We start from the raw sequence: 21492 nt of genomic DNA on the forward strand, positions 1-21492 counted from the left end.
TGTTAGGAATTATGTCCCAGCCTCTTTTTTATCTTACTATTTTTTTCTCAAAACGATTTAAATCATTATCGTGTCCAATCATTATCATAATATCTCCAATTTCAATATTCATATTTGGATCTGGTGACACAATGATTTCTCGACCTCTTTTTATTGCAATAATATTAATACCGAATTGTGCTCGAATATCTAAATCTCTGATTGTTTGACCAGTTAATTTTTCGCTTACTTTTAACTCCACTAATGAATGCTCATCTGCGAGTTCGAGATAGTCTAGTACACTTGCACTTGCTACATTATGTGCAATACGACGACCCATATCTCTTTCTGGATGTACCACAGTGTCGGCACCAATTTTATTCAAAATCTTTGCATGATAATCGTTTTGTGCTTTGGCCGTAACTTTTTTAACACCTAATTCTTTCAATATTAAAGTTGTTAATGTACTAGATTGAATATTCTCACCTATTGCCACAATGACATGATCAAAATTTCGTATACCTAAACTTTTCATTACCGCTTCATCTGTAGTGTCAGCTACAACAGCATGTGTCGCAATTTCACTATATTCATTTACTCGAGCTTCATCTCTATCAATAGCCATAACATCCATATCTAAAGCGTTTAACTCTCTTACAATACTTCCTCCAAAACGACCTAATCCTATTACTACATACTCTTTCTCCATGAATTCTGGAACTCCCATCTAAAAAATAAGAGCTAAAATGATAAGTTCATTTATATACTAGAAACTTATTCAAAGTTCTATAAATATAAATCACTCTCATTTCAGCTCCTCTCTTAATTTAAATTACTTTTTACCTTCCACATATTGTTTATCAAAAACGAATAATCTCAATAACAATATTAACGATGGAAGTAATAAAAGTAAACCTAAAATAAAGACGATCGTTAATGCTAAGCCCATTGATGAGTTTACACCTGAATCTGAAATTTTAATATATGGATAAAGAATATAAGGTAACTTACTCATACCGTAGCCGTAAAAAGCGAAAGCCATTTGTAAAATCACCATAATAAATGCTAAACCATGATACTTTTTAATCATATTTAAAATTCCTGCAATTAAGAAGAAAATAAAACTAATTGCAAACATCCACCAATAATGCGTAATTGCATTATAAAAGTGATTAGAGTTTTGTATTCTTAATGATAAGAATACAAATAATGAAATAATAATCATCGGTGGACCCCAGAACATAAACCATTGACGCATAAATTTATAAGCCACTTTATCTTTTGCTTTAGAAGCGTAATATGTTAAAAACCCTGATGATATATATAACACACTTACAATTGCTAAAAATACAACTGACCATGCAAAAGGACTTAATAGTAATTGTACCCAATCCAAATCAAAATGATTGCCTTGTTCATTAATGTATCCGCCTTCTGAGATAGTCAATACAGTTGCGAGTGCTGCGGGTATTAAAAGCCCAGTAATACCATATAAAAATATCCAAGGCAGTTTATTATCTTGTCCATAATGTTCAAAAGCATAAAAACTACTTCTAATAGAAATAAGAATTAAAGCGATTGAACCAGGAACTAATAACACTGTCCCTAAATAAAGAGCTGAATCTGGGAAAAATCCGACAAAACCTACAAAGAAAAATACAAAAAATACATTTGTTACTTCCCATACAGGATTTAAATATCTTTCTATAAGATGATTAATCTTTTTTTCTTCTCCCGTTAATTTTGTATGCAAAGTTAAAAATCCAGCACCAAAATCAATAGACGCTACGATAATATAACAAAATAGGAAAGTCCATAATACTGTAATACCTATGCCAGTATAATCCATTATTCTTGACCTCCAATCACTTTATCAATATCCTCGCGAGCTGGTTTATTTCTAAACATTCTCAATAATACATAAGCAGATGTAAAGAGAAGTACAAAATAAAGTAAACCGAATAAAATTGTTACTAATGTAATTCCTCCTGCCTGTGTAGCAGCTTGGCTAACACGCATGTAACCTCTAACAATCCATGGTTGACGTCCCATTTCAGTTAAGAACCAACCAAACTCTATAGCAAGCATTGAAGCAGGTCCTGTTAAAAGTACTGCATAAAGCATTACTTTTTTAGTTATAATAGGACGTAGTTTTTTTATCAATAATGCTAATATAAAAATGCCTGATACGATAAAACAAAAGATTCCCATAGCTACCATTAAATCAAAGAAATAATGAACGATTAATGGAGGTAAATCATTTTTAGGAAATTCATTTAAACCTTTTACTTTAGTATTAATATTATTATCAGCTAAAAAGCTCAGTAATCCAGGAATTTTTATAGCTCCTGAAACTTCTTGAGTGTTTTCATTTAAGACACCAAAAAATACTAAATCTGCTTTGGAACGTGTATCAAAATGCCACTCATATGCAGCTAATTTTTCTGGTTGTACTTTATGAAGAAACTTAGCAGACAAATCTCCCGCTAACATTGATAATAATGTTTGAATAAATCCAAGAATCATAGTCATTTTTAACGCTTTTTTATGATATGGCGCATCTTCACTATATTTATTTTTCAATAATTTAAATGCAGCAATTGCTGCCAAAATAAACGCCATCGTCATACCAGCTGTTGCAACAACATGAAATGCTCTAACTAAAAATGAAGAATTGAACATTGCTTCAAATGGTTGAACATTCACCATTTTACCTTTTTTCATTTCAAAACCTGCTGGAGTATTCATAAATGAGTTCACTGAAGTAATAAAGAACGCTGAGAATGAACCACCAATAATAACAGGTAAACTAATTAAAAAATGTATCCATTGATTTTTAAAACGATTCCATGTATACAGATAAATACTTAAAAAGATTGCTTCAAAGAAGAAAGCAAATGTTTCCATGAAAAGAGGAAGCGCGATAACATGGCCACCCATTTTCATAAACGTAGGCCAAACAAGTGAAAGTTGTAATCCAATAATTGTTCCAGTTACAACCCCAACTGCAACTGTAATCGTATACCCTTTTGACCAACGTTTTGCTAATGCTATATATTTAGGATCTTTCTTTTTGATCCCTAAAAACTCTGCGATTGCAAACATTAATGGCATTCCTACTCCAATAGTAGCAAAAATAATATGAACGCCTAATGTCATCCCTGTCAAAAAACGACTAATTTCGACAGAATTCATACTTAACCACCTTTTCTATAATTTAAAATTTAATCCTATATATTTAAATTATATACCTAAACATTAGTAACTAAAATTTTTTTGTTTACTTTTTAATAGATAATTTAAATGGAATTCACATAAAATTCAAAATTTGCATTTTTTAATTACCTTATATATAGTAAGAAAAGTATAATTAAAAGGAGAATATGATTTATGTCTAAAATAATTATCTATACACAAGATGATTGTCCACCTTGTAATTTTATAAAAAATTATTTAACGGAACATCATATTAATTTTATTGAAAAAAATATTAAGCATCCTTCTTATCGTAATGAAATGTTAGAATATGATGCATTCTCTACACCATTTATCTTATTAAATGAGGAGCCTATGTATCATGTAGATTTAGAAAAAATCAACAGAATATTTGATATCCAACTGTAATACATAAAAAAAGAACCTGAGACATCATAAGTTGTCTCAGGTATTTTTAATATTATTTAGAAATGCGATGAACAAGTTCTTTAACTTCATCTTGTGTTGCACAATTAATGGCACGATTTGCTAATTCCGCCATTTCGTTTTTACTTAAACCATTAATTTGTCTTCTAGCTTTAAGAATAGAGGTTGCACTCATAGAGAACTCATCTAATCCTAAACCTAATAATAATGGAATTGCTGTTTCATCGCCAGCCATTTCACCACACATACCAGTCCATTTACCTTCTTTATGAGAAGCTTCAATGACCTGTTTAACTAAACGTAAAATTGCTGGGTTATATGGTTGATATAAATATGAAACACGTTCAGACATACGGTCAGCTGCCATAGTATATTGAATTAAGTCATTAGTTCCTATACTAAAGAAATCTACTTCTTTAGCAAAGATATCAGCTAACGCAGCAGTAGAAGGAATCTCTACCATGATACCTACTTCGATATCATCAGCAACTTCTTGTCCTTCGCTAGTTAATTTATCTTTTTCTTCTAAAAGAATAGCTTTAGCATCTCTAAACTCTTTAATAGTGGCTACCATTGGGAACATAATATTTAATTTACCATAAGCAGATGCGCGTAATAACGCACGTAATTGTGTTCTGAAGATGTCTTGTTGATCTAAGCACAAACGAATTGCACGATAACCTAAGAATGGATTCATTTCTTTAGGTAAATTTAAATATGGTAATTCTTTATCTCCACCAATATCTAAAGTACGTACAACAACGCGTTTATCTTTCATAGTTTCTAACACTTTTTTATACGCTTCAAATTGTTCGTCTTCAGTTGGCATTTGATCTCTACCCATATATAAAAATTCTGTTCTATAAAGACCAATTCCTTCAGCGCCATTTTCCATAACACCATATAAATCATCAGGTGTACCAATATTAGCAGCTAATTCTGCATGTTCACCGTCAACAGTTACAGTTTCGGCATCACGAAGTTTTTGTAATTCTTTTTTATCTTCAAAGAAACGCTCACGTTTATTTTGATAAGCAATGAGTTCGTCTTCAGTTGGATCTATGATAACGTCACCAGTAATACCGTCAACAATAACCATATCTCCTTGTTTTACTTCATGAGTAATCGATTTAGTACCAACCACGGCTGCAATTTCTAATGAACGGCTCATAATTGCAGAATGACTTGTACGTCCACCAATATTTGTAACAAAACCTTGAACAAACTCTTTGTTTAATTGTGCAGTATCAGATGGTGTTAAATCGTTTCCTATAATAACTACACTTTCATCAATCATACTAGGATTTGGTAACTCCACGCCTAAAAGATGAGCAAGTACACGCTTAGAAACGTCACGAATATCTGCTGCACGTTCTCTCATATATTCATTATCCATAGATTCAAAAATAGTAATGAATTGAGTCGTAACTTCATTTAATGCTTCTGGAGCATTGACTTTCTCATTCGCAATTTTATCTTCAATTGGCTGAATTAATTCTGGGTCATCAAGTACAAGTAAATGTGCATCAAAAATAGCAGCTTTATCTGCACCTAATGATTTTTCAGCATTATTTCTAATTTTTGTTAATTCAATTTTGGAAGCTTCTAAAGCATTTCTGAACTTTTTAATTTCAGCATCAGTATCAGTAATTTTCTCATTTGTAAATGATAAATCAGGTTCTACTAGTAAATATGCTTTGGCAATTGCAACTCCATCAGAAGCTGCAATACCTTTAATTAATTTAGACATAATTACTCTGTTAAACCTTCTTTTGATAAAACTTCACTGATAGCTTGAATTGCATCTTGTTCATCGCTTCCATCAGCATAGATAGTGATTTCAGCATCTTTACCTACACCTAAACTCATAACGCCCATAATTGATTTTAAATTTACTTTTTTACCGTTATATTCTAATTGAATATCTGAATCAAATTTAGATGCAGTTTGCACTAACATTGTAGCTGGGCGTGCATGAATTCCAGTTTCGTCAACAATTACATATGATTTTTGTTCCATAATCTATTTCTCCTCCGTAAGTTAGAAAATTAATTTTCTTATTATCTAACATAAAAATTTATACCCTAACACTACCAAAATATATAACTGAATTCAATTCTTATATAATTGAATTATTATAGAAAAATACACTTATATTAATAAAGTAGCAATCATTATATAAGTAATCAAACAAAGTTTGATTACTTATAATAGGTATAGCGTTATGTTAGTCAATTTTCTAATGTTATATATAAATTTCTTCCCTTTTATTATACTACATTTTTAAAAAATTAAATAATATCACGTAAAACTTTTTCACATTTTTCTATATGATCTTGACCTAATTTATTCATAAAGTAGTAACTAATTGAAGCTGAAACAGCTTGTCCCACTATTGGGAACCATTTTGTTTGTTTTGCTGCTGTACGCTTAGCAACATCTCTAATAATTAATTTCAAAGCACCACTAGTTACTTTTTCACCAATCATTGAACTACCTTGAATTGCTGCTGCTGATAAAATACGTTCTTTAACATCTTCACCAAGAGAATTGACTTGTTTTTGATCAAGACCATAAATTTTATTAATATCTTCAATAATATCTTTCATCAATTTGATATCTACACCAAAGTCTAATCCTGGAATTGGCACAACACTCATCCCTGAAGATAATAAAGATTTTTTCTTAACAACAGCTTTAGCTTTTTCTCTACGTTGTGCAATTTCTTCTTCATTTTTAGGTAAGATATCTTTTTCGTTAATTTCTTCTATATCTAAGACCTTTTTACCAACTTTATCAGTAACTCCATTTGTAATTTTATTAATAATACTCACTTACTGACTCACCTTTCGTTTTTCATAATATTTTCAATATACATTTAATACCCTATTTCAGTACTTTAATGCTTAATATTTATGAATACAGCTTTTAAATATTTAGAAGGTTTATAATGTGGATGTGTTTTAAAGTCTTTTGGTAATCCCATGACTTCTTCTATTTCATATTCTACGTTAGCTTGTTCCAATGTTTTCTTAATTACATTTTTAAATGCTTTTAAAGAAAAAGCACTTGAATTTGTACATAGCAGCAATGTACCATCTGGTGCTAAAACTTCTAAAGCACCATTAATTAAATCATCATAATTTTTTTGTACTGAAAAAGTTTTCTTTTTATTACGTGCAAAACTAGGCGGATCAATAACTATTGTGTCATATTGTTTTCCATGACGTGCTGCATAATTATAAAAATCAAATGTATCCATAACATAGATATATTGACTTTTAGGGTCTACACCATTTAACCCAAAATTTTCTTCGGTTAATGTACGAGAACGATTAGCTAAATCTACACTTGTTGTAACTTTAGCATTTTTAGATGCTACTACTGAAAACGCGCCCGTATAACTAAATAAATTTAAAATACTTCTATTTTCAGCAAAATAATCACGTAATTTTTTACGAACTTCTTTTTGATCTAAAAATATTCCTGTCATCAATCCATCGTTTAAATCAACATTGTAAAATGTAAAATTTTCTTCAATAACTATTGGAAATTCTGGAGTTTTTCCAAGTACATGTCCCCCTGTATACTCCGTATCTTTAAAGCGCATTTTTTCAAAAACAGATTCAAATTTAAATACTTTTTTTATTGCTTCAATAATTATATAACGAAACTTGTAAATTCCTTTTGAATACCATTGAATAAGTAAATGTCCATTATAATTATCAATAGTTAAGCCTCCAACGCCGTCTCCCTCAGCATTAAATAGTCTAAAAGCATTAGTTCCTTCTATATTATAGTAATACTCTCTTTCTTCTAGCGCTTTTTTAAATAAATTTTCAAAGAAAGTAATATTGATATCTTCTTCTTGGCTATATGTAATTACCCATCCTATGCCTTTATGTTGACGTCCTACATAAGCTGTTGCTATGTATTGGTTATTTTCAGTAACTATATTAAACAAGTCACCTTCTTTTAAATGATCATGTTGAAAAATATCTTCTTCTTCAACTAAAGGATATTGATTTAAATATTTAGTTTCTTTGCCTTTATTTAAAGTTGCTATTTTCATTTTAATTTCTCCTATTTTAATTTTTTTAACGAATCTGTTGTGATTTACTCTACTATTTTAACAAATTTAAAATTCTTCACCTAAATATTAAATTAAAAAAAGAAGTGGAACAATGAATTCAAAAATGAATTCTATTCCACTCCCTTACTCAGATTATGGTTTTTCTTTTAATTGCAATGAAAATGCTATAATTACAGGTATTAACATAATAATTAATGTAGGTGTTATAAATATTGAAAGTAATAGACCATGAATCATTATATTAATAAATTCAGTAAGCAATTTGAAAAATAGAATACTAATCATAAACAACTGTAAATAGTAAAATTTGCCTCTTAAAAAATGAGTAAATGTCGTAGCAATGTAAATGATAATAATAAAGAGTAATATTAACAATGTAATCCATTCAATCACGTATTGAGTTTGTGATAATTTCCATTCTCCAGATACAAATAGAGCATTTCTGTTATTAAATTCTATAAATGTAAATAAGAATAAGATAAACCCACAGAAAATTTCCACATATGCTGGTTTAATCCATTTAGGACGTCTCATCCACTTAGGAATATCATCTTCTTCTATATCTACAATATTTTTAAATTTACTTTTAAATTTATCGCGTTTAGATCTAATTTTATCTAAATCTACACTTCTTCTTGTCTTATGTGCATATTCTGATGTTTTATCTTGAAGTTGTTTAAAATGAACTTTTGATTGAGTCGAAACGTTTCCTTTTTGAGTTCTTGATAATTCAGGCTCTTCTTCCCCTAATTCTTCTTTTGTTAAAGGTAACGCACGGCGTAAGAATAAGAAATTCCAAATTGCCGCTTGAGCTAATAACCACATAATGATGAAGAATGTATTTACACTTAAAATATCAATAGGCTCAATCTCATTTGCATCGATTTTGCCATACAATGACAGTTGAGTAATCAAGTAACTTATTCCATATGAAATAATAATCCATAAATAATGAACTTTTCTATTTTCTTGATACAATTCATCTTTATAAACGATATATCCTGTATGAATCACAAATGGAATAATGAATATAATTGCCCAAAAACCATATACTTGAGTCATCAATGTAATTGTAATGAGGAAGTATAAAATACCAATGACTAAAAAGAAAATTGAGATGTCGTAATCATATTTGGTTGTTCTAAATAACGTATATCCAATCAATATGACTAGAATACCAAATAGAATAATTATGACTGCACTTACAACTGGAAAGTTGCCTATGAATCTACTCATCACTCTAATTATTTCACTAAAAAATGCATTAAGAAAGTCCCATATATTATGTATTTTTAAGTCAATTTTATCTTTATTTTTTAGTTTATGAATTAAAGGCAAATTGATCAAGATAATGAGACCTGTGAAGAGTGAAACGATACCGATCAAGTAACTATAGATAATCTCGGCGTGTTTCTTAACAAAAGACATACAGTTCACCTCAAAATTAATTATATATGAACTTTCTATTCTTGTCTTTAATAAAAAATAAAATACTTCTCTAGACTGAGATGAAGTTTATTCTTTTATTAATTGGGTATATTAGTTTTGTAAAGTAATTTATGAAAAAGGAGAGTTGTCCTATGACACATGAAGATGCAAAAAAAGCAAAAGAATATGAAGAAAAATTAAAAGAACAAAAAGAAGAAAAAACTGATGATATTGAACAAACTAAACAAGACGTTCAAAATACATTAGACTAATTTTCTTATTTATGTCATCATTAATAGTAATTAATGAATAAGCCTGAGACATACAAGTTGTCTCAGGTATTTTTAATATATTGGCTATCGATGGCTGAGTTGGAAATAAATCTGTCCTACTTTTATTCAATTATTTTTAGAACTAATTACATTTCACTTATTAAATATGTAAACTGTTTAATTATAATTTATTTTTAATTAAATATAGATTAAAAGCATCTTGACATCTACTATTAAAAGTCATACATTTAAAATAAATAAAATATAAATGCACTAGGGGTGTATAGCACTGAGATGAGGCTTAACCTCAAACCCTTTGAACCTGATCTAGTTAAATACTAGCGTAGGAAAGTGTTAACTTAAATAAATCATGTTTTTAATAATCAATAGCATTTTTATTTAAATTTACGCACAACTTTTCTACGAAGGGTTGTGCGTTTTTTTAGGAGGAACTATTTTATGTCTAAAGGTTTAAAGCTTTCAGAAATTCTAGTTACTGTGCTGATTGCTGTTATTTTTGCAATCATTTATAACTTATGGTGGTTGCCATATAATTTAGCTCAAGTAGCTGGTATACATCTAGAACAACTTACATACGGTATTTGGTTTATGGCTGCTATTGTAGCTTACTTAATTATTCCTAAACCAGGTATTGCATTAATTGCTGAATTTGCTGCTGGTGCAGGTGAAACTATTGTTATGGGGAAATTTGATATTCCTACTATAGTATATGCAATTTTACAAGGTCTAGCATGTGAAGTTGTGTTTGCTATCTTTAAATACAAATCACGTTCTTTAATGGTAGCAATGTTAGCTGGTTTAGTAACAGCATTAGTATCTTTCCCTGTAGATTATTTTTATGGCTATCTAAACGAAGTTGCGGGTTGGAACTTACTACTTTTCATCATTTTCCGTGCTATTAGTGGTATTGTACTGTCTGGTATACTCTCTTATTTAATTGTAAAAGCCTTAGATCAAACTGGAGTAACTAAATTATTCCGTCCTGCCTCTCAAAAAGATTACGACAACTTATAAGGGGAAATGATTGTGTTAAAAGTCAAAAATTTACGTCTAAAATATCCAAATGGTGATCGAAAAATTTTCGATAATCTAAATATAGAAATTAAAGATAAAGAAAAAGTGCTTTTACTAGGTCCTTCAGGATCTGGTAAAAGCACATTACTTAATGTACTGAGTGGTATTGTTCCTAATCTTATAGAATTACCGATGAAATATGATGAACTAGACATTGACCCTAATTCAGGGGTTATTTTTCAAGACCCAGATACACAATTTTGTATGCCAAAAGTTTACGAAGAATTAGCTTTCGTCTTAGAAAATCAACAAGTGCCAAGAGAAGACATGGATGAACAAATTAAAAAAGCACTTGCGTCAGTAGATTTAGATGTAGATAATTCAACTTTCGTAAATAATTTAAGTGGTGGCATGAAACAAAAACTTGCTATCGTCGAAACCATTTTACAGAAAGCTGATACACTCTTTTTAGATGAACCTACAGCTATGTTAGATGTACAAGCAACTGCTGACTTATGGCAACGACTCATTCAATTATGGACTGATCAAACGGTATTAATTGTAGAACATAAAGTGGAACATATTTGGCATCATGTAGATCGAGTCATATTAATGAACTATGATGGAGAAATTATAGCTGATAATACACCTGAATACATACTCAAACATTGTGAATCGTTACTTACTGAATTTGGCGTATGGCACCCTCATGCATGGGATTATGCACCTATACGAACAGATTTAACACCACAGACTTCTAAAACACTTTTTAAATTTCAAAACGGACAAATAATTCGCAGTAAAAATACACTATTTGAAGTTTCAGAACTAAATATTCATCCTGGAGAATGGATTACAATTACTGGAAAAAATGGAGCTGGCAAAACTACTTTACTTGAATCTATGATGCAATTAGTGAAATACAACGGTACAATGTTTTATGAGAACCGATTACTGAAGAAAATTAAAGATGCTGCTCAAAATATGTATCTTGTATACCAAAATCCTGAACTTCAGTTTATTACTAATTCAGTTTATGACGAAATTAATATTCATTATAATCATCTTGATAAAGCAAAATCGAAAGAAGAAACTGAACATCTTTTGAAACTTTTACATTTAGAAAAAGTTAAACATCATCATCCTTTTGAAATATCTACAGGTCAGAAACGCCGATTGAGCGTAGCAACTGCTTTAAGTTCAAAAGCTGAAATTATTTTATTAGATGAGCCAACATTTGGACTTGATAGTCATAATACATTTCAACTTATTAAACTATTTGAAGAACGTGTTGAACAAGGCCAATCAATCGTAATGGTGACGCATGACCCTGAAATTATTCATCGTTATCCAACACGTCGACTTGTCGTAGAAAATCATAAGCTTTTAGAAATGGCAGGTGAATCAAATGTTTGAACGTTGGAAAAAGCGTCATACACTTGTAGATGATGTAAACATTATTACGAAATTAATTCTTGGAGTTTTGTTATTTATTTTTATCATTTTTGTGCATAATTTTGATTATATGATTTATATTACTTTATTGATGTTTATATTTTTATTATCTTTTAATGGTACAGCTTTTAAAGTCATTGCTGCATTTTTATCAGCAACCATTCTCTTTGCCTTGCTATCATCATTATTCATGATTTTATATGGTGATGGTACACATATGTTATTTGAATGGGGAATTATTCATATTAGTACTGAGAGCATTGTAAGAGGTCTTCACTTATCTTTAAGAACAATTACAGTTTCAATGTTTGGTGTGTTGATTGCATTAACATCACAAATTGTAATGATTTTCTATAGTTTAATGCAACATTTAAAAGTAAAACCTAAAATCGCTTATGCATTTATGGCTGCTATTCGTATGGTACCACTTATTTTCACATCATTTATCCAATTAAGACGTTCTTTAAAAATGCGTTACCAAATGATTGATGCTTCCAATTATCGTGGATTTAAACGTATAAAACACTTACTTATTCCAGTCTTAAGCCAAAACATACGTCGTGCACATCAATTATCAGTAGCTATGGAATCAAAAGGATTTAAAGATGGCCCACGTACCTATTATTATAAAGCACCTTTCTCATACAAAGATATTCTTTTTATTGGTATGACAATTGCTTTACTTATTATTGCTTTTTATTTATCTCAATATTTTCCAATCACTGGTATTAAAGATGCTCGTGTTTCAGAAATGTTAGAGTAATATATAACATAAGACAAACTAAAGTAAAGATTGAGTTCAAAGATAAAAGCAGTTTCAAAAACACAGTAAATTCATCTTGCTAGTATATTAAGCCCTAGCATTATAAAATACCCATAGATGAATGTCATCTATGGGTTATTATTTTTAGTTTATTTGAGTGCTTTATTTCCAATATCTTTACGATAAAATAGTTGATCACTCTTAATTTTTTCTACATTTCCATAAGCATCTTTTTGTGCTTGTTGAATAGTTTTTCCTTTTCCAATGGCTAATACAACTCGTCCGCCAGATGTAAGAAATGTATCATTTTCTTTTTTCAAACCACTAACGAAATAATGGTTATTTAATTCAAAGCCTGAAACCTCTGCACCTTTATCATATGACCCAGGATAGCCTTTCGAAGCAAGCATTACTCCTACCACATAATCGTTAATCCATTGAAAACGAATAGGTTCTTTACGGTCTAGAGCAACGATTTGTGCCATCAAGTCACTTTCTAGACGACTTAACAATACTTGCGCTTCTGGATCACCAAATCGTGCATTAAATTCAATAACTTTAGGACCTTCCTTAGTTAAAATTGCACCTATATAAAGTAAACCAAAATAGTCATAACCCTCTTCTTTTAACGCTCTAGCAATTGGTTGAGCAATATCTTTGTTTGTACGTTCTAAAACGTCATTTGAAATATGAGGAACAGGACAATAAGCGCCCATCCCACCAGTATTAGGACCTTCGTCATTATCATAGGCACGTTTATGATCTTGAGCAATACAGTCAAAAGGAACTGCATAATCACCATTAATGAATGTCATTAATGAGAATTCTTCTCCTTCAAGAAATTGTTCAAAGACAACTTTTCCATCTTCTTGTGGATATAGCACTTCTACCGCTTCAATTGCTTCATCTCGTGTATTAGCAATAATTACGCCTTTACCAGCAGCTAACCCATCCTTTTTGACTACAATAGGTAATTCGCAATCATTTACATAATTAAGTGCTTCAGTTTTATTGTCTATTTCTTTATAATCAGCAGTTGGAATATCATATTTTTCCATTACCCTTTTAGCAAAAGATTTAGAACCCTCAATTTGGGCTGCTTCTTTATTAGGACCAAAGACTTTAACATGATTGTCTCTCAATTTATTAGATAAACCATCTATCAATGGTTGTTCTGGACCAATAATCACCCATTCTATATGATGTTGGTGAACAAATTGTAAAATAGCCTTATGGTCGGTTTCAGCAATTTCAGTGTGTATTTCAGCTAAATGAGTCATTGCATCATTTCCAGGAATAGCATAAAGTTTTTCAATAAGTGGCGACTGATGTAATTTTGATACTAATGCATGTTCACGACCGCCTGCACCTATAACTAAAACATTCATTTCTTTTCTCCCTCTATTCTCTCAATTATTTTAAATTAGTGTTTAAAATGACGCATACCAGTAGTAACCATAGCAATACCATGTTTGTTAGCCATATCAATCGAATCTTGGTCTTTAATTGAACCGCCTGGTTGAATAATAGCTTTAATACCATGTTTTGCAGCAAGTTCAACAGTATCATCCATTGGGAAGAAGCCATCAGAAATCATTACTACATTGTCATTTATTTCAATTGCGCGCTCTAATGCAATCTTAGCTGCACCTACTCTATTCATTTGTCCTGCACCAATTCCAACTGTCTGTTTATTATTACTTAAAATGATTGCATTACTTTTCACTGATGGAATAACTTTCCATCCTAGAAGCATTGCCTCCCACTGAGCATCGGTAGGTTCAACGTCTGTAACAACCTTCATTTCTTCTTTAGACACTTAGTAATTATCTTTATCTTGAACCAAATATCCACCTGAGACTGAAACAAATTCTTCTTCACGATTATCAATTGTCATATCAATTTCTAATAAGCGAATATTTTTCTTTTGAGTTAAAATATCTAAAGCTTCTTTATCAAATTTTGGTGCAATGACAACTTCTAAGAAAATAGAATGTAACGTTTCCGCTAAATCTTTGGTAACTGTTCTATTGAGTGCAATGATCCCACCAAAGATAGACTGATTATCTGCATCATACGCATGTTTAAATGCAGTTTCAATATCAGTGCCAATACCTACACCACATGGATTCATGTGTTTAACTGCAACGGCAGCTGGTTCTTTAAATTTTTTCACTAATGCTAATGCTGAATCTGCATCTTTAATATTATTAAAACTCAATGCCTTACCATGTAATTGTTTCGCACCAGCAATAGTATGTTTACTATTAGAAGTACGAACAAAACGTGCTGATTGTTGAGGATTCTCACCATATCGTAATTCTTCACTATCTCCTTTGAAGAAACTTACAATTGCATGATCATATTCATTTGTATGTTCAAATACTTTAATCATTAATGACTTACGGTATGATTCATCAAGTCGATGTTCTTTAATTCGTTGAATGACTTCATTATAATCAGATGGATGGACAATGGTTGTTACATGTTTAAAATTTTTGGCTGCAGCACGTAACATAGTTGGACCACCAATATCGATATTTTCAATTGCATCATCTTCAGTTACATCTGGATTAGCTACAGTTTGTTGGAAAGGATATAAGTTGACCACAACCATATCAATTAAATCAATGTGTTGTTCTGATAATTGTTCTAAATGTTCAGGTTTATTACGATCTGCTAAAATACCACCGTGTACTGCTGGATGTAACGTTTTTACACGACCATCCATAATTTCAGGGAATTGCGTCAACTCTGATACAGATTTAACAGTTACATTAGCTTCTTCTAAAGCACGTTTTGTACCGCCCGTTGAATATAATTCATAATCTAATTGCGTTAATGATTTAGCAAATTCCACGACTCCACTTTTATTTGAAACACTAATAATTGCTTTTTTCATGATTAACTATGCTCCTTATTTAATAACTTTAGCTATTACACTTGGATAAAGTTCATATTCTAATTGTTTCACACGTTCTTCTAACGCTTCTTTTGTATCGTCCGGTTTTATATCACATTTTCGTTGTTCAATTATTTCTCCCGTATCCATTCCACTATCTACATAGTGAACTGTTGAACCTGTTTCCTTATCCCCACTATTAAATGCTTGACCAATTGCATCTTTCCCCTTGTACTTTGGTAATAATGAAGGATGAATATTCAATATTTTACCTTCATAAGCATTTAATAAGTCTGGTCCCACTAATCTCATATAACCTGCTAAGATAATCCACTCCACCTCTTCACTATGAAGAAGTTGAATTAATTTTTGTTCATATTCTGCTTTGTTTTCAAAGTCTTTAGGTTCATTAATATGAACCATCACTTTCAACTGTTTTGCACGCTCAATGCAATAAGCATCGTGATGATCTGTATACAAAGAAGTAATTTCTATATTATTAAGGTGCCCCTTATCAACTTTAGATACAATATTTTCGAAGTTACTTCCTGATCCAGAGGCAAATATAGCCACCTTAGTCATATCTATACCCCCTCAAGATAAATCGGTGCATCATTACTTTTAACAATTTCCCCTATTTGATATGCAGCAATATCTTGTTCTTTTAAGATATCAAGTGCTTTAGATACATCTTCTTTATTTACAATGACAGTATAGCCTATGCCCATATTAAAAACGTTATACATTTCACTCGTTTCAATGTCAGCTTGTTGTTGTAACCATTCAAATACTTTTGGTGTTGGGAAGGATTGTGTATCAATTTTAGCTGCTAACCCGTTAGGTAAGCCTCTAGGTATATTTTCATAAAATCCGCCACCAGTAATATGATTCATGCCTTTGATTTTAACTTTTTCTTTTAAAGTTAAAATAGGTTTCACATACAATTGAGTCGGAGCTAAAAATGTATCAAGATAAGTACTTCCATCAAATGAATCATTCAAATTAATTCCGGATTCTTGAATTAACTTTCTTACTAAACTATACCCATTAGAATGAATTCCATTAGAAGCTAAACCAATGATAATTTGTCCCTCTTCTACTTCAGATCCATCAATATATTCATCTTTTTCGACTGCCCCTACAGCAAAACCTGCTAAGTCATATTCTCCTTCGTGATACATTTCACCCATCTCGGCTGTTTCTCCACCAATAAGAGCAGTATGAGTAGCTTCACAACCATCACTCACACCTTTTACAATTTGCTCTATCACTTCCGGAACAACTTTATTTGTTGCTATATAATCTAAAAAATATAGCGGTTCTGCGCCCGTTGTAAGAATATCATTTACACACATGGCAACTGCATCAATACCAATCGTGTCATGCTTATTATTATCAATGGCAAGCTTTAATTTTGTTCCTACACCATCTGTACCAGAGACTAATACTGGCGCTTTCATATTAAGCTGGGATAAATCAAAAGTCGCACCAAATCCACCTAATCCACCAAGTACTTCTTTACGCATTGTACGTTGAACATGACTAGACATTCTTTCTACCGCTTCATAACCTGCATGAATATCAACACCTGATTGTTCATACGCTTTAGACATGTATATTTCCCTCTCTATCAAAATAATGTTTATGATTATCAATATATTCTTTTTGACGTGTACTTAAATTATTTAAATAGTTTTCTTCATAGTCAAATAGACCTGCTGGATAATCTCCTGTAAAACTTTCTACACATAATCCACTATATGGTGCATCAAAATCTAATCCAATTGATTCTATAAGACCTTCAACACTTAAATATGCAAGAGAATCTGCACCAATATACTCACAAATTTCTTCTGGAGATTTACTAGCAGAAATCAATTCAGCAGTAGTAGACACATCAATTCCATAAAAACTAGGGAACATAAATTCTGGAGAAGCTATACGTACATGTATTTTATTTGCTCCAGCATCTTTAAGCATTTTGACAATACGTTTACTTGTTGTTCCTCTTACAATAGAATCATCAACTAAAATAATGTCTTTACCTTCTACAATATCTTTCACTGCCGATAGCTTAACGCGTACTCCTTGTTCACGTAATTCTTGTGTAGGTTGAATAAAAGTTCGTGCGACATATTGGTTTTTCACAAGCCCCATTTCATAAGGTAATTGAATCTCTTCAGCATAGCCACTAGCTGCAGATAATGATGAGTTTGGAACACCGATAACCATATCTGCTTGAGCCGGACTTTCTTGAGCTAATTTTTTACCAGAAACTTTACGAACTGCATGCACATTTTTTCCAGCAATTGTTGAATCTGGACGCGCAAAGTAAATATATTCCATTGCTGAAATAGCTGTGTTAGTGTGACTTGTATATGATTTTACTTCAATGCCATTGTGATTAATGACAACATACTCTCCAGCATGAATATCTTGAACATATTCTGCTCCTAGCACATCTATGGCACATGTTTCACTAGCTAAAATGTATGTTCCATCTTGCATCTTACCAACTACTAGAGGACGAATCGCATTTGGATCAACAGCACCATACAAAGCGTCTTTAGTCAATATTGCGAAAGTAAATCCGCCTTTAATTTGTCGTAAACTTTCTTTTAGCGCCTCTTCAAATGTAGGAGCTTTACTACGACGAATTAAATGCATAATCACTTCAGTATCAGAAGATGAGTGGAAAATGGCACCATGTTTTTCAAGGTACTGTCTTAAAGTTTGTGCATTAATTAAATTACCATTATGACAAATTGCGACACTCATATCGTAGAAATGATATAAAAATGGTTGGATATTTTCGATACCTTTATTTCCTGATGTCGCATAACGAACATGTCCAATAGCATGATTGCCATCTTTTAGTTTATTAAGTTGTGGTTCTTTAATGGCTTCAGTAAGTAAACCTAAACCACGTTCACCCTTTAGAGTATCTTCATCAGAAACTACAATCCCTGCACCTTCTTGCCCTCTATGTTGTAAACTATGCAATCCCATATAAGTTAACTGAGCTGCTTCTGAATGATTCCAAATGCCAAAGACACCGCATTCTTCGTTTAATCCACTGTAGTTAAACATTCTGAAATAGCTCCTTCCCAAATTGCTTTAATATCTGAGACTTTTTCTGTAATTGTAGATGTAGTATTAGATACTTTAAATTCATCAACATCTGTTAATTCACCAATTTTAATAGCTCCATCTACATCTAGTGTTTGTCCTTCTTTGACTGCAACGACATAACGTCCTTGTGTTTCACTAAATAATTGTGCATCAGAGAGTTCTACTTTTGCTTCTAATCCTAAATTATAATAAGCACTTATTTTAGCAAGCGTAATAAGTAAACCGCCTTTACCTACAGTTTGTACATGAGAAGCAATTCCATTTCTAATAGATGTTTTTATTGCTTCGCCTTTTGCCACTTCATCACCTAAATCAATTTCTTCATACTCATGATTGACTTTACTATATAAAAGTTTTTCAATTTGACTTCCACCAAAATCATTTCTTGTTTCTCCTACAAGATATAATGTATGCCCTGTTTCTGGATGGAAATCATTTAAATATTGAATATCTTCAATGAGTCCTACCATTCCTACTACTGGTGTAGGGAAAATAGAAGTTCCTCTAGTTTCGTTATATAAAGAAACGTTTCCTGATACTACCGGTGTTTTTAATACTTCACAAGCTTCTGCCATTCCTTTTGTAGAATCAATCAATTGTTGGTAAATTTCTTTCTTTTCTGGAGAACCATAATTTAAACAGTCTGTCATAGCTAATGGTGTTGCGCCTACAGCAATTAAATTTCTATAAGCTTCTGCCACAACCATTTTCCCACCTTCGTAAGGTTGATTAAATACATATCGAGCTTCACCATCAATGGTTGAAGCAATGGCTTTATTTGTTCCTTCAACTCTTACTACAGATGATTGTAGTCCAGGTTTAATAATGGTATTAGCACCTACTTGTTGATCGTATTGTTCATATAAATAATGTTTCGAAGCAATTGTTGGATGCTTTAATAATTTCTTAAATACATCTTGTACATTGATCTCACTATAATCATTTTTTGAGGTATTATATTCTTTTTCTTCACCTTCTAAAATATAGACAGGTGCTTCATCAGCTAGTGCATCAACAGGAATATCTGCATACACTTCATCTTCGTATTTAAGAACGAAGCGGTCAGTATCCGTTACTTCACCAATTACTGCACTATCAAGTTCATGTTTATCAAATAAGTCCAAGAACTTTTGTTCTGTTCCTTTTTCAACAACAAGTAACATTCTTTCTTGTGTTTCAGATAACATCATTTCATATGGTGAGATTCCTGGTTCACGTGTTGGGACTTGATCTAGATACAGTACTAATCCACTACCGCCTTTAGCAGCCATTTCTGATGAAGAAGAGGTAAGACCTGCTGCTCCCATATCTTGGATACCTACAAGTTCATCAAATGTGATTGCTTCAAGTGTGGCTTCCATTAATTTTTTACCTACAAATGGGTCACCAATTTGTACTGAAGGTCGTTTACTTTCACTTTCTTCAGTTAATTCTTCAGATGCAAATGTGGCACCATGAATACCATCACGTCCAGTTTTAAGGCCTACATAAATGACTGAATTTCCTTCACCTTTAGCAGTACCTTTTTGTACCATATCGTGATCGATAACACCTACACACATTGCATTGACAAGCGGATTTCCATCGTAACGTTCATCGAATTCGATTTCTCCTGCTGTAGTTGGTATACCAATACAATTACCGTAACCACCAATACCACGGACAACGCCTTTTAATAAACGTTGATTTTGTTTTACTGATAATTCACCGAATCGCAAACTATTTAGTAGGTTAATGGGTCTTGCTCCAATCGATACGATATCTCTGATGATACCTCCTACACCAGTAGCTGCACCTTGATAAGGTTCGATTGCTGAAGGATGATTGTGAGATTCTACTTTGAAAACTACCGCTTGATTATCACCAATATCTACAACTCCAGCACCTTCACCTGGTCCCATAAGGACATGCTCGCCAGTTGTCGGGAATTGCTTTAAGAAAGGTTTAGAATGTTTATAAGAGCAATGTTCACTCCACATGACTGAGAAAATACCTACTTCTGTAAAGTTAGGCTCTCTTCCTAAAATCTCACGTACCTTATTATATTCTTCATCACTTAAACCCATGTCTTGATATAGTTTTTCAAGTTTAATTTCTTCAATACTAGGTTCGATAAACTTAGACATTTTGTTCCCTCCAACTATTTACCATTGCTTCGAATAATTTAACACCACTGTCTGTACCAAGAAGTGTTTCAAGTGCTCTTTCAGGATGAGGCATCATTCCACATACATTGCCTGCTTTATTTACAATACCTGCAATATGTTCATGAGACCCATTCGGGTTATCTTCATATGTTAAAATAATTTGATTATTTTCAACTAATTCATTGTACATATCATCTGTACAATAATAATGTCCTTCTCCATGTGCTACAGGATAAACAACAATTTCATTTTCTCCATATAAATTAGTAAAAGGAGTTTGATTATTAACAATTTTCAGTTTTTCATTTCTGCTAATAAATAGATGTGAATCATTATGTAATAAGGCGCCGGGTAATAGTCCTATCTCAGTTAAAATCTGGAATCCATTACATACACCTAAAACGGGCTTACCTTCACTGGCAAAACGTTTCACTTCGCTAATAATTGGAGCGACACTTGCCATAGCCCCTGAACGTAAATAGTCACCAAATGAAAAACCACCTGGAATTAATACCCCGTCAAAACCTTTTAAAGATGTTTCACGATAATCTACATATTCAGCTTCTGCACCTGTTTTAATAGCCGCATTATACATATCTCTATCACAGTTAGATCCTGGAAAAACGAGAACTGCAAATTTCATA

Annotated in this window: 19 protein-coding genes, 1 pseudogene and 1 riboswitch; of the genes and pseudogenes, 5 read left to right on the plus strand and 15 right to left on the minus strand. The window is 31.8% G+C overall.

Annotated elements, in window-relative coordinates:
* Nucleotides 1-28: 28 nt before the first annotated feature.
* From HMPREF3131_RS10060 to HMPREF3131_RS10070, 3 genes are all read right to left on the minus strand, one after another.
* Complete coding sequence (locus HMPREF3131_RS10060) at nt 29-688, minus strand: potassium channel family protein (RefSeq protein ID WP_002448135.1); 660 nt, start codon at nt 686-688, stop codon at nt 29-31.
* 123 nt (nt 689-811) lie between these two features.
* The gene (locus HMPREF3131_RS10065) at nt 812-1828 is read right to left on the minus strand and encodes a cytochrome d ubiquinol oxidase subunit II (RefSeq protein WP_017175752.1); all 1017 of its coding nucleotides are present in this window, start codon (nt 1826-1828) and stop codon (nt 812-814) included.
* Nucleotides 1828-3174, minus strand: a complete 1347-nt coding sequence (locus HMPREF3131_RS10070; protein WP_049420040.1) for a cytochrome ubiquinol oxidase subunit I — start codon at nt 3172-3174, stop codon at nt 1828-1830. Before HMPREF3131_RS10070 ends, HMPREF3131_RS10065 begins: the two co-directional genes overlap by 1 nt.
* 195 nt (nt 3175-3369) lie before the next feature.
* On the opposite strand from HMPREF3131_RS10070, the gene HMPREF3131_RS10075 reads away from it, so the two are divergent.
* Complete coding sequence (locus tag HMPREF3131_RS10075) at nt 3370-3603, plus strand: glutaredoxin family protein (RefSeq protein WP_049382531.1); 234 nt, start codon at nt 3370-3372, stop codon at nt 3601-3603.
* A 52-nt stretch (nt 3604-3655) separates the two neighbouring features.
* Here the strand turns inward: HMPREF3131_RS10075 and ptsP are convergent, their stop codons facing one another.
* The 5 genes from ptsP to auxA form a co-directional block, all read right to left on the minus strand.
* Nucleotides 3656-5371: a phosphoenolpyruvate--protein phosphotransferase gene (ptsP, locus tag HMPREF3131_RS10080; protein WP_049416172.1), complete on the minus strand. Its 1716-nt coding sequence runs from the start codon at nt 5369-5371 to the stop codon at nt 3656-3658.
* Nucleotides 5372-5373: 2 nt separating this feature from the next.
* Nucleotides 5374-5640: a phosphocarrier protein HPr gene (locus HMPREF3131_RS10085; protein WP_002448249.1), complete on the minus strand. Its 267-nt coding sequence runs from the start codon at nt 5638-5640 to the stop codon at nt 5374-5376.
* A gap of 272 nt (nt 5641-5912) precedes the next feature.
* Complete coding sequence (locus HMPREF3131_RS10090) at nt 5913-6455, minus strand: DUF697 domain-containing protein (RefSeq protein WP_049420039.1); 543 nt, start codon at nt 6453-6455, stop codon at nt 5913-5915.
* A gap of 65 nt (nt 6456-6520) precedes the next feature.
* On the minus strand, nt 6521-7693 hold the full coding sequence (locus HMPREF3131_RS10095) for a class I SAM-dependent rRNA methyltransferase (protein WP_061544577.1): 1173 nt from the start codon (nt 7691-7693) through the stop codon (nt 6521-6523).
* Between the two features lie 153 nt (nt 7694-7846).
* On the minus strand, nt 7847-9142 hold the full coding sequence (gene auxA, locus HMPREF3131_RS10100) for a lipoteichoic acid stability factor AuxA (RefSeq protein ID WP_049420037.1): 1296 nt from the start codon (nt 9140-9142) through the stop codon (nt 7847-7849).
* A gap of 152 nt (nt 9143-9294) precedes the next feature.
* Here auxA and graF point away from each other — a divergent pair, with 152 nt between their 5' ends.
* From graF to HMPREF3131_RS10115, 4 genes are all read left to right on the plus strand, one after another.
* A complete protein-coding gene (gene graF / locus HMPREF3131_RS11420) occupies nt 9295-9414 on the plus strand; it encodes a glycopeptide resistance-associated protein GraF (protein ID WP_002448238.1) in 120 nt (39 codons plus the stop codon).
* Between the two features lie 265 nt (nt 9415-9679).
* A riboswitch (TPP riboswitch) is annotated at nt 9680-9781 on the plus strand.
* A gap of 92 nt (nt 9782-9873) precedes the next feature.
* Entirely contained in the window at nt 9874-10449 is a 576-nt protein-coding gene (locus tag HMPREF3131_RS10105) for an ECF transporter S component (protein WP_002448226.1), read from the plus strand.
* A 12-nt stretch (nt 10450-10461) separates the two neighbouring features.
* Nucleotides 10462-11865 (plus strand): ABC transporter ATP-binding protein, encoded by a 1404-nt coding sequence (locus HMPREF3131_RS10110; RefSeq protein WP_049420036.1) that lies wholly within the window; start codon nt 10462-10464, stop codon nt 11863-11865.
* On the plus strand, nt 11858-12667 hold the full coding sequence (locus HMPREF3131_RS10115) for an energy-coupling factor transporter transmembrane component T family protein (RefSeq protein WP_002448247.1): 810 nt from the start codon (nt 11858-11860) through the stop codon (nt 12665-12667). Before HMPREF3131_RS10110 ends, HMPREF3131_RS10115 begins: the two co-directional genes overlap by 8 nt.
* A gap of 149 nt (nt 12668-12816) precedes the next feature.
* On the opposite strand, the gene purD is transcribed toward HMPREF3131_RS10115, so the two are convergent.
* The 7 genes and pseudogenes from purD to purQ form a co-directional block, all read right to left on the minus strand.
* Nucleotides 12817-14055, minus strand: coding sequence for a phosphoribosylamine--glycine ligase (gene purD / locus HMPREF3131_RS10120; protein WP_017175764.1), 1239 nt, complete (start codon nt 14053-14055; stop codon nt 12817-12819).
* Nucleotides 14056-14090: 35 nt separating this feature from the next.
* Nucleotides 14091-15569: pseudogene (purH, locus tag HMPREF3131_RS10125) on the minus strand (bifunctional phosphoribosylaminoimidazolecarboxamide formyltransferase/IMP cyclohydrolase).
* 15 nt (nt 15570-15584) lie between these two features.
* Complete coding sequence (gene purN / locus HMPREF3131_RS10130) at nt 15585-16151, minus strand: phosphoribosylglycinamide formyltransferase (protein ID WP_017175766.1); 567 nt, start codon at nt 16149-16151, stop codon at nt 15585-15587.
* 2 nt (nt 16152-16153) lie between these two features.
* The gene (purM, locus tag HMPREF3131_RS10135) at nt 16154-17182 is read right to left on the minus strand and encodes a phosphoribosylformylglycinamidine cyclo-ligase (protein ID WP_017175767.1); all 1029 of its coding nucleotides are present in this window, start codon (nt 17180-17182) and stop codon (nt 16154-16156) included.
* Nucleotides 17175-18659, minus strand: coding sequence for an amidophosphoribosyltransferase (gene purF / locus HMPREF3131_RS10140; protein WP_017175768.1), 1485 nt, complete (start codon nt 18657-18659; stop codon nt 17175-17177). The genes purM and purF overlap by 8 nt, the downstream gene beginning before the upstream one ends.
* Nucleotides 18638-20827, minus strand: a complete 2190-nt coding sequence (purL, locus tag HMPREF3131_RS10145) for a phosphoribosylformylglycinamidine synthase subunit PurL (protein WP_017175769.1) — start codon at nt 20825-20827, stop codon at nt 18638-18640. Before purL ends, purF begins: the two co-directional genes overlap by 22 nt.
* A complete protein-coding gene (gene purQ / locus HMPREF3131_RS10150; protein WP_017175770.1) occupies nt 20820-21491 on the minus strand; it encodes a phosphoribosylformylglycinamidine synthase subunit PurQ in 672 nt (223 codons plus the stop codon). The genes purL and purQ overlap by 8 nt, the downstream gene beginning before the upstream one ends.
* Nucleotide 21492: the final 1 nt, after the last annotated feature.

It is taken from the genome of Staphylococcus sp. HMSC14C01, from assembly GCF_001808085.1.
Lineage (GTDB): Bacteria > Bacillota > Bacilli > Staphylococcales > Staphylococcaceae > Staphylococcus > Staphylococcus hominis.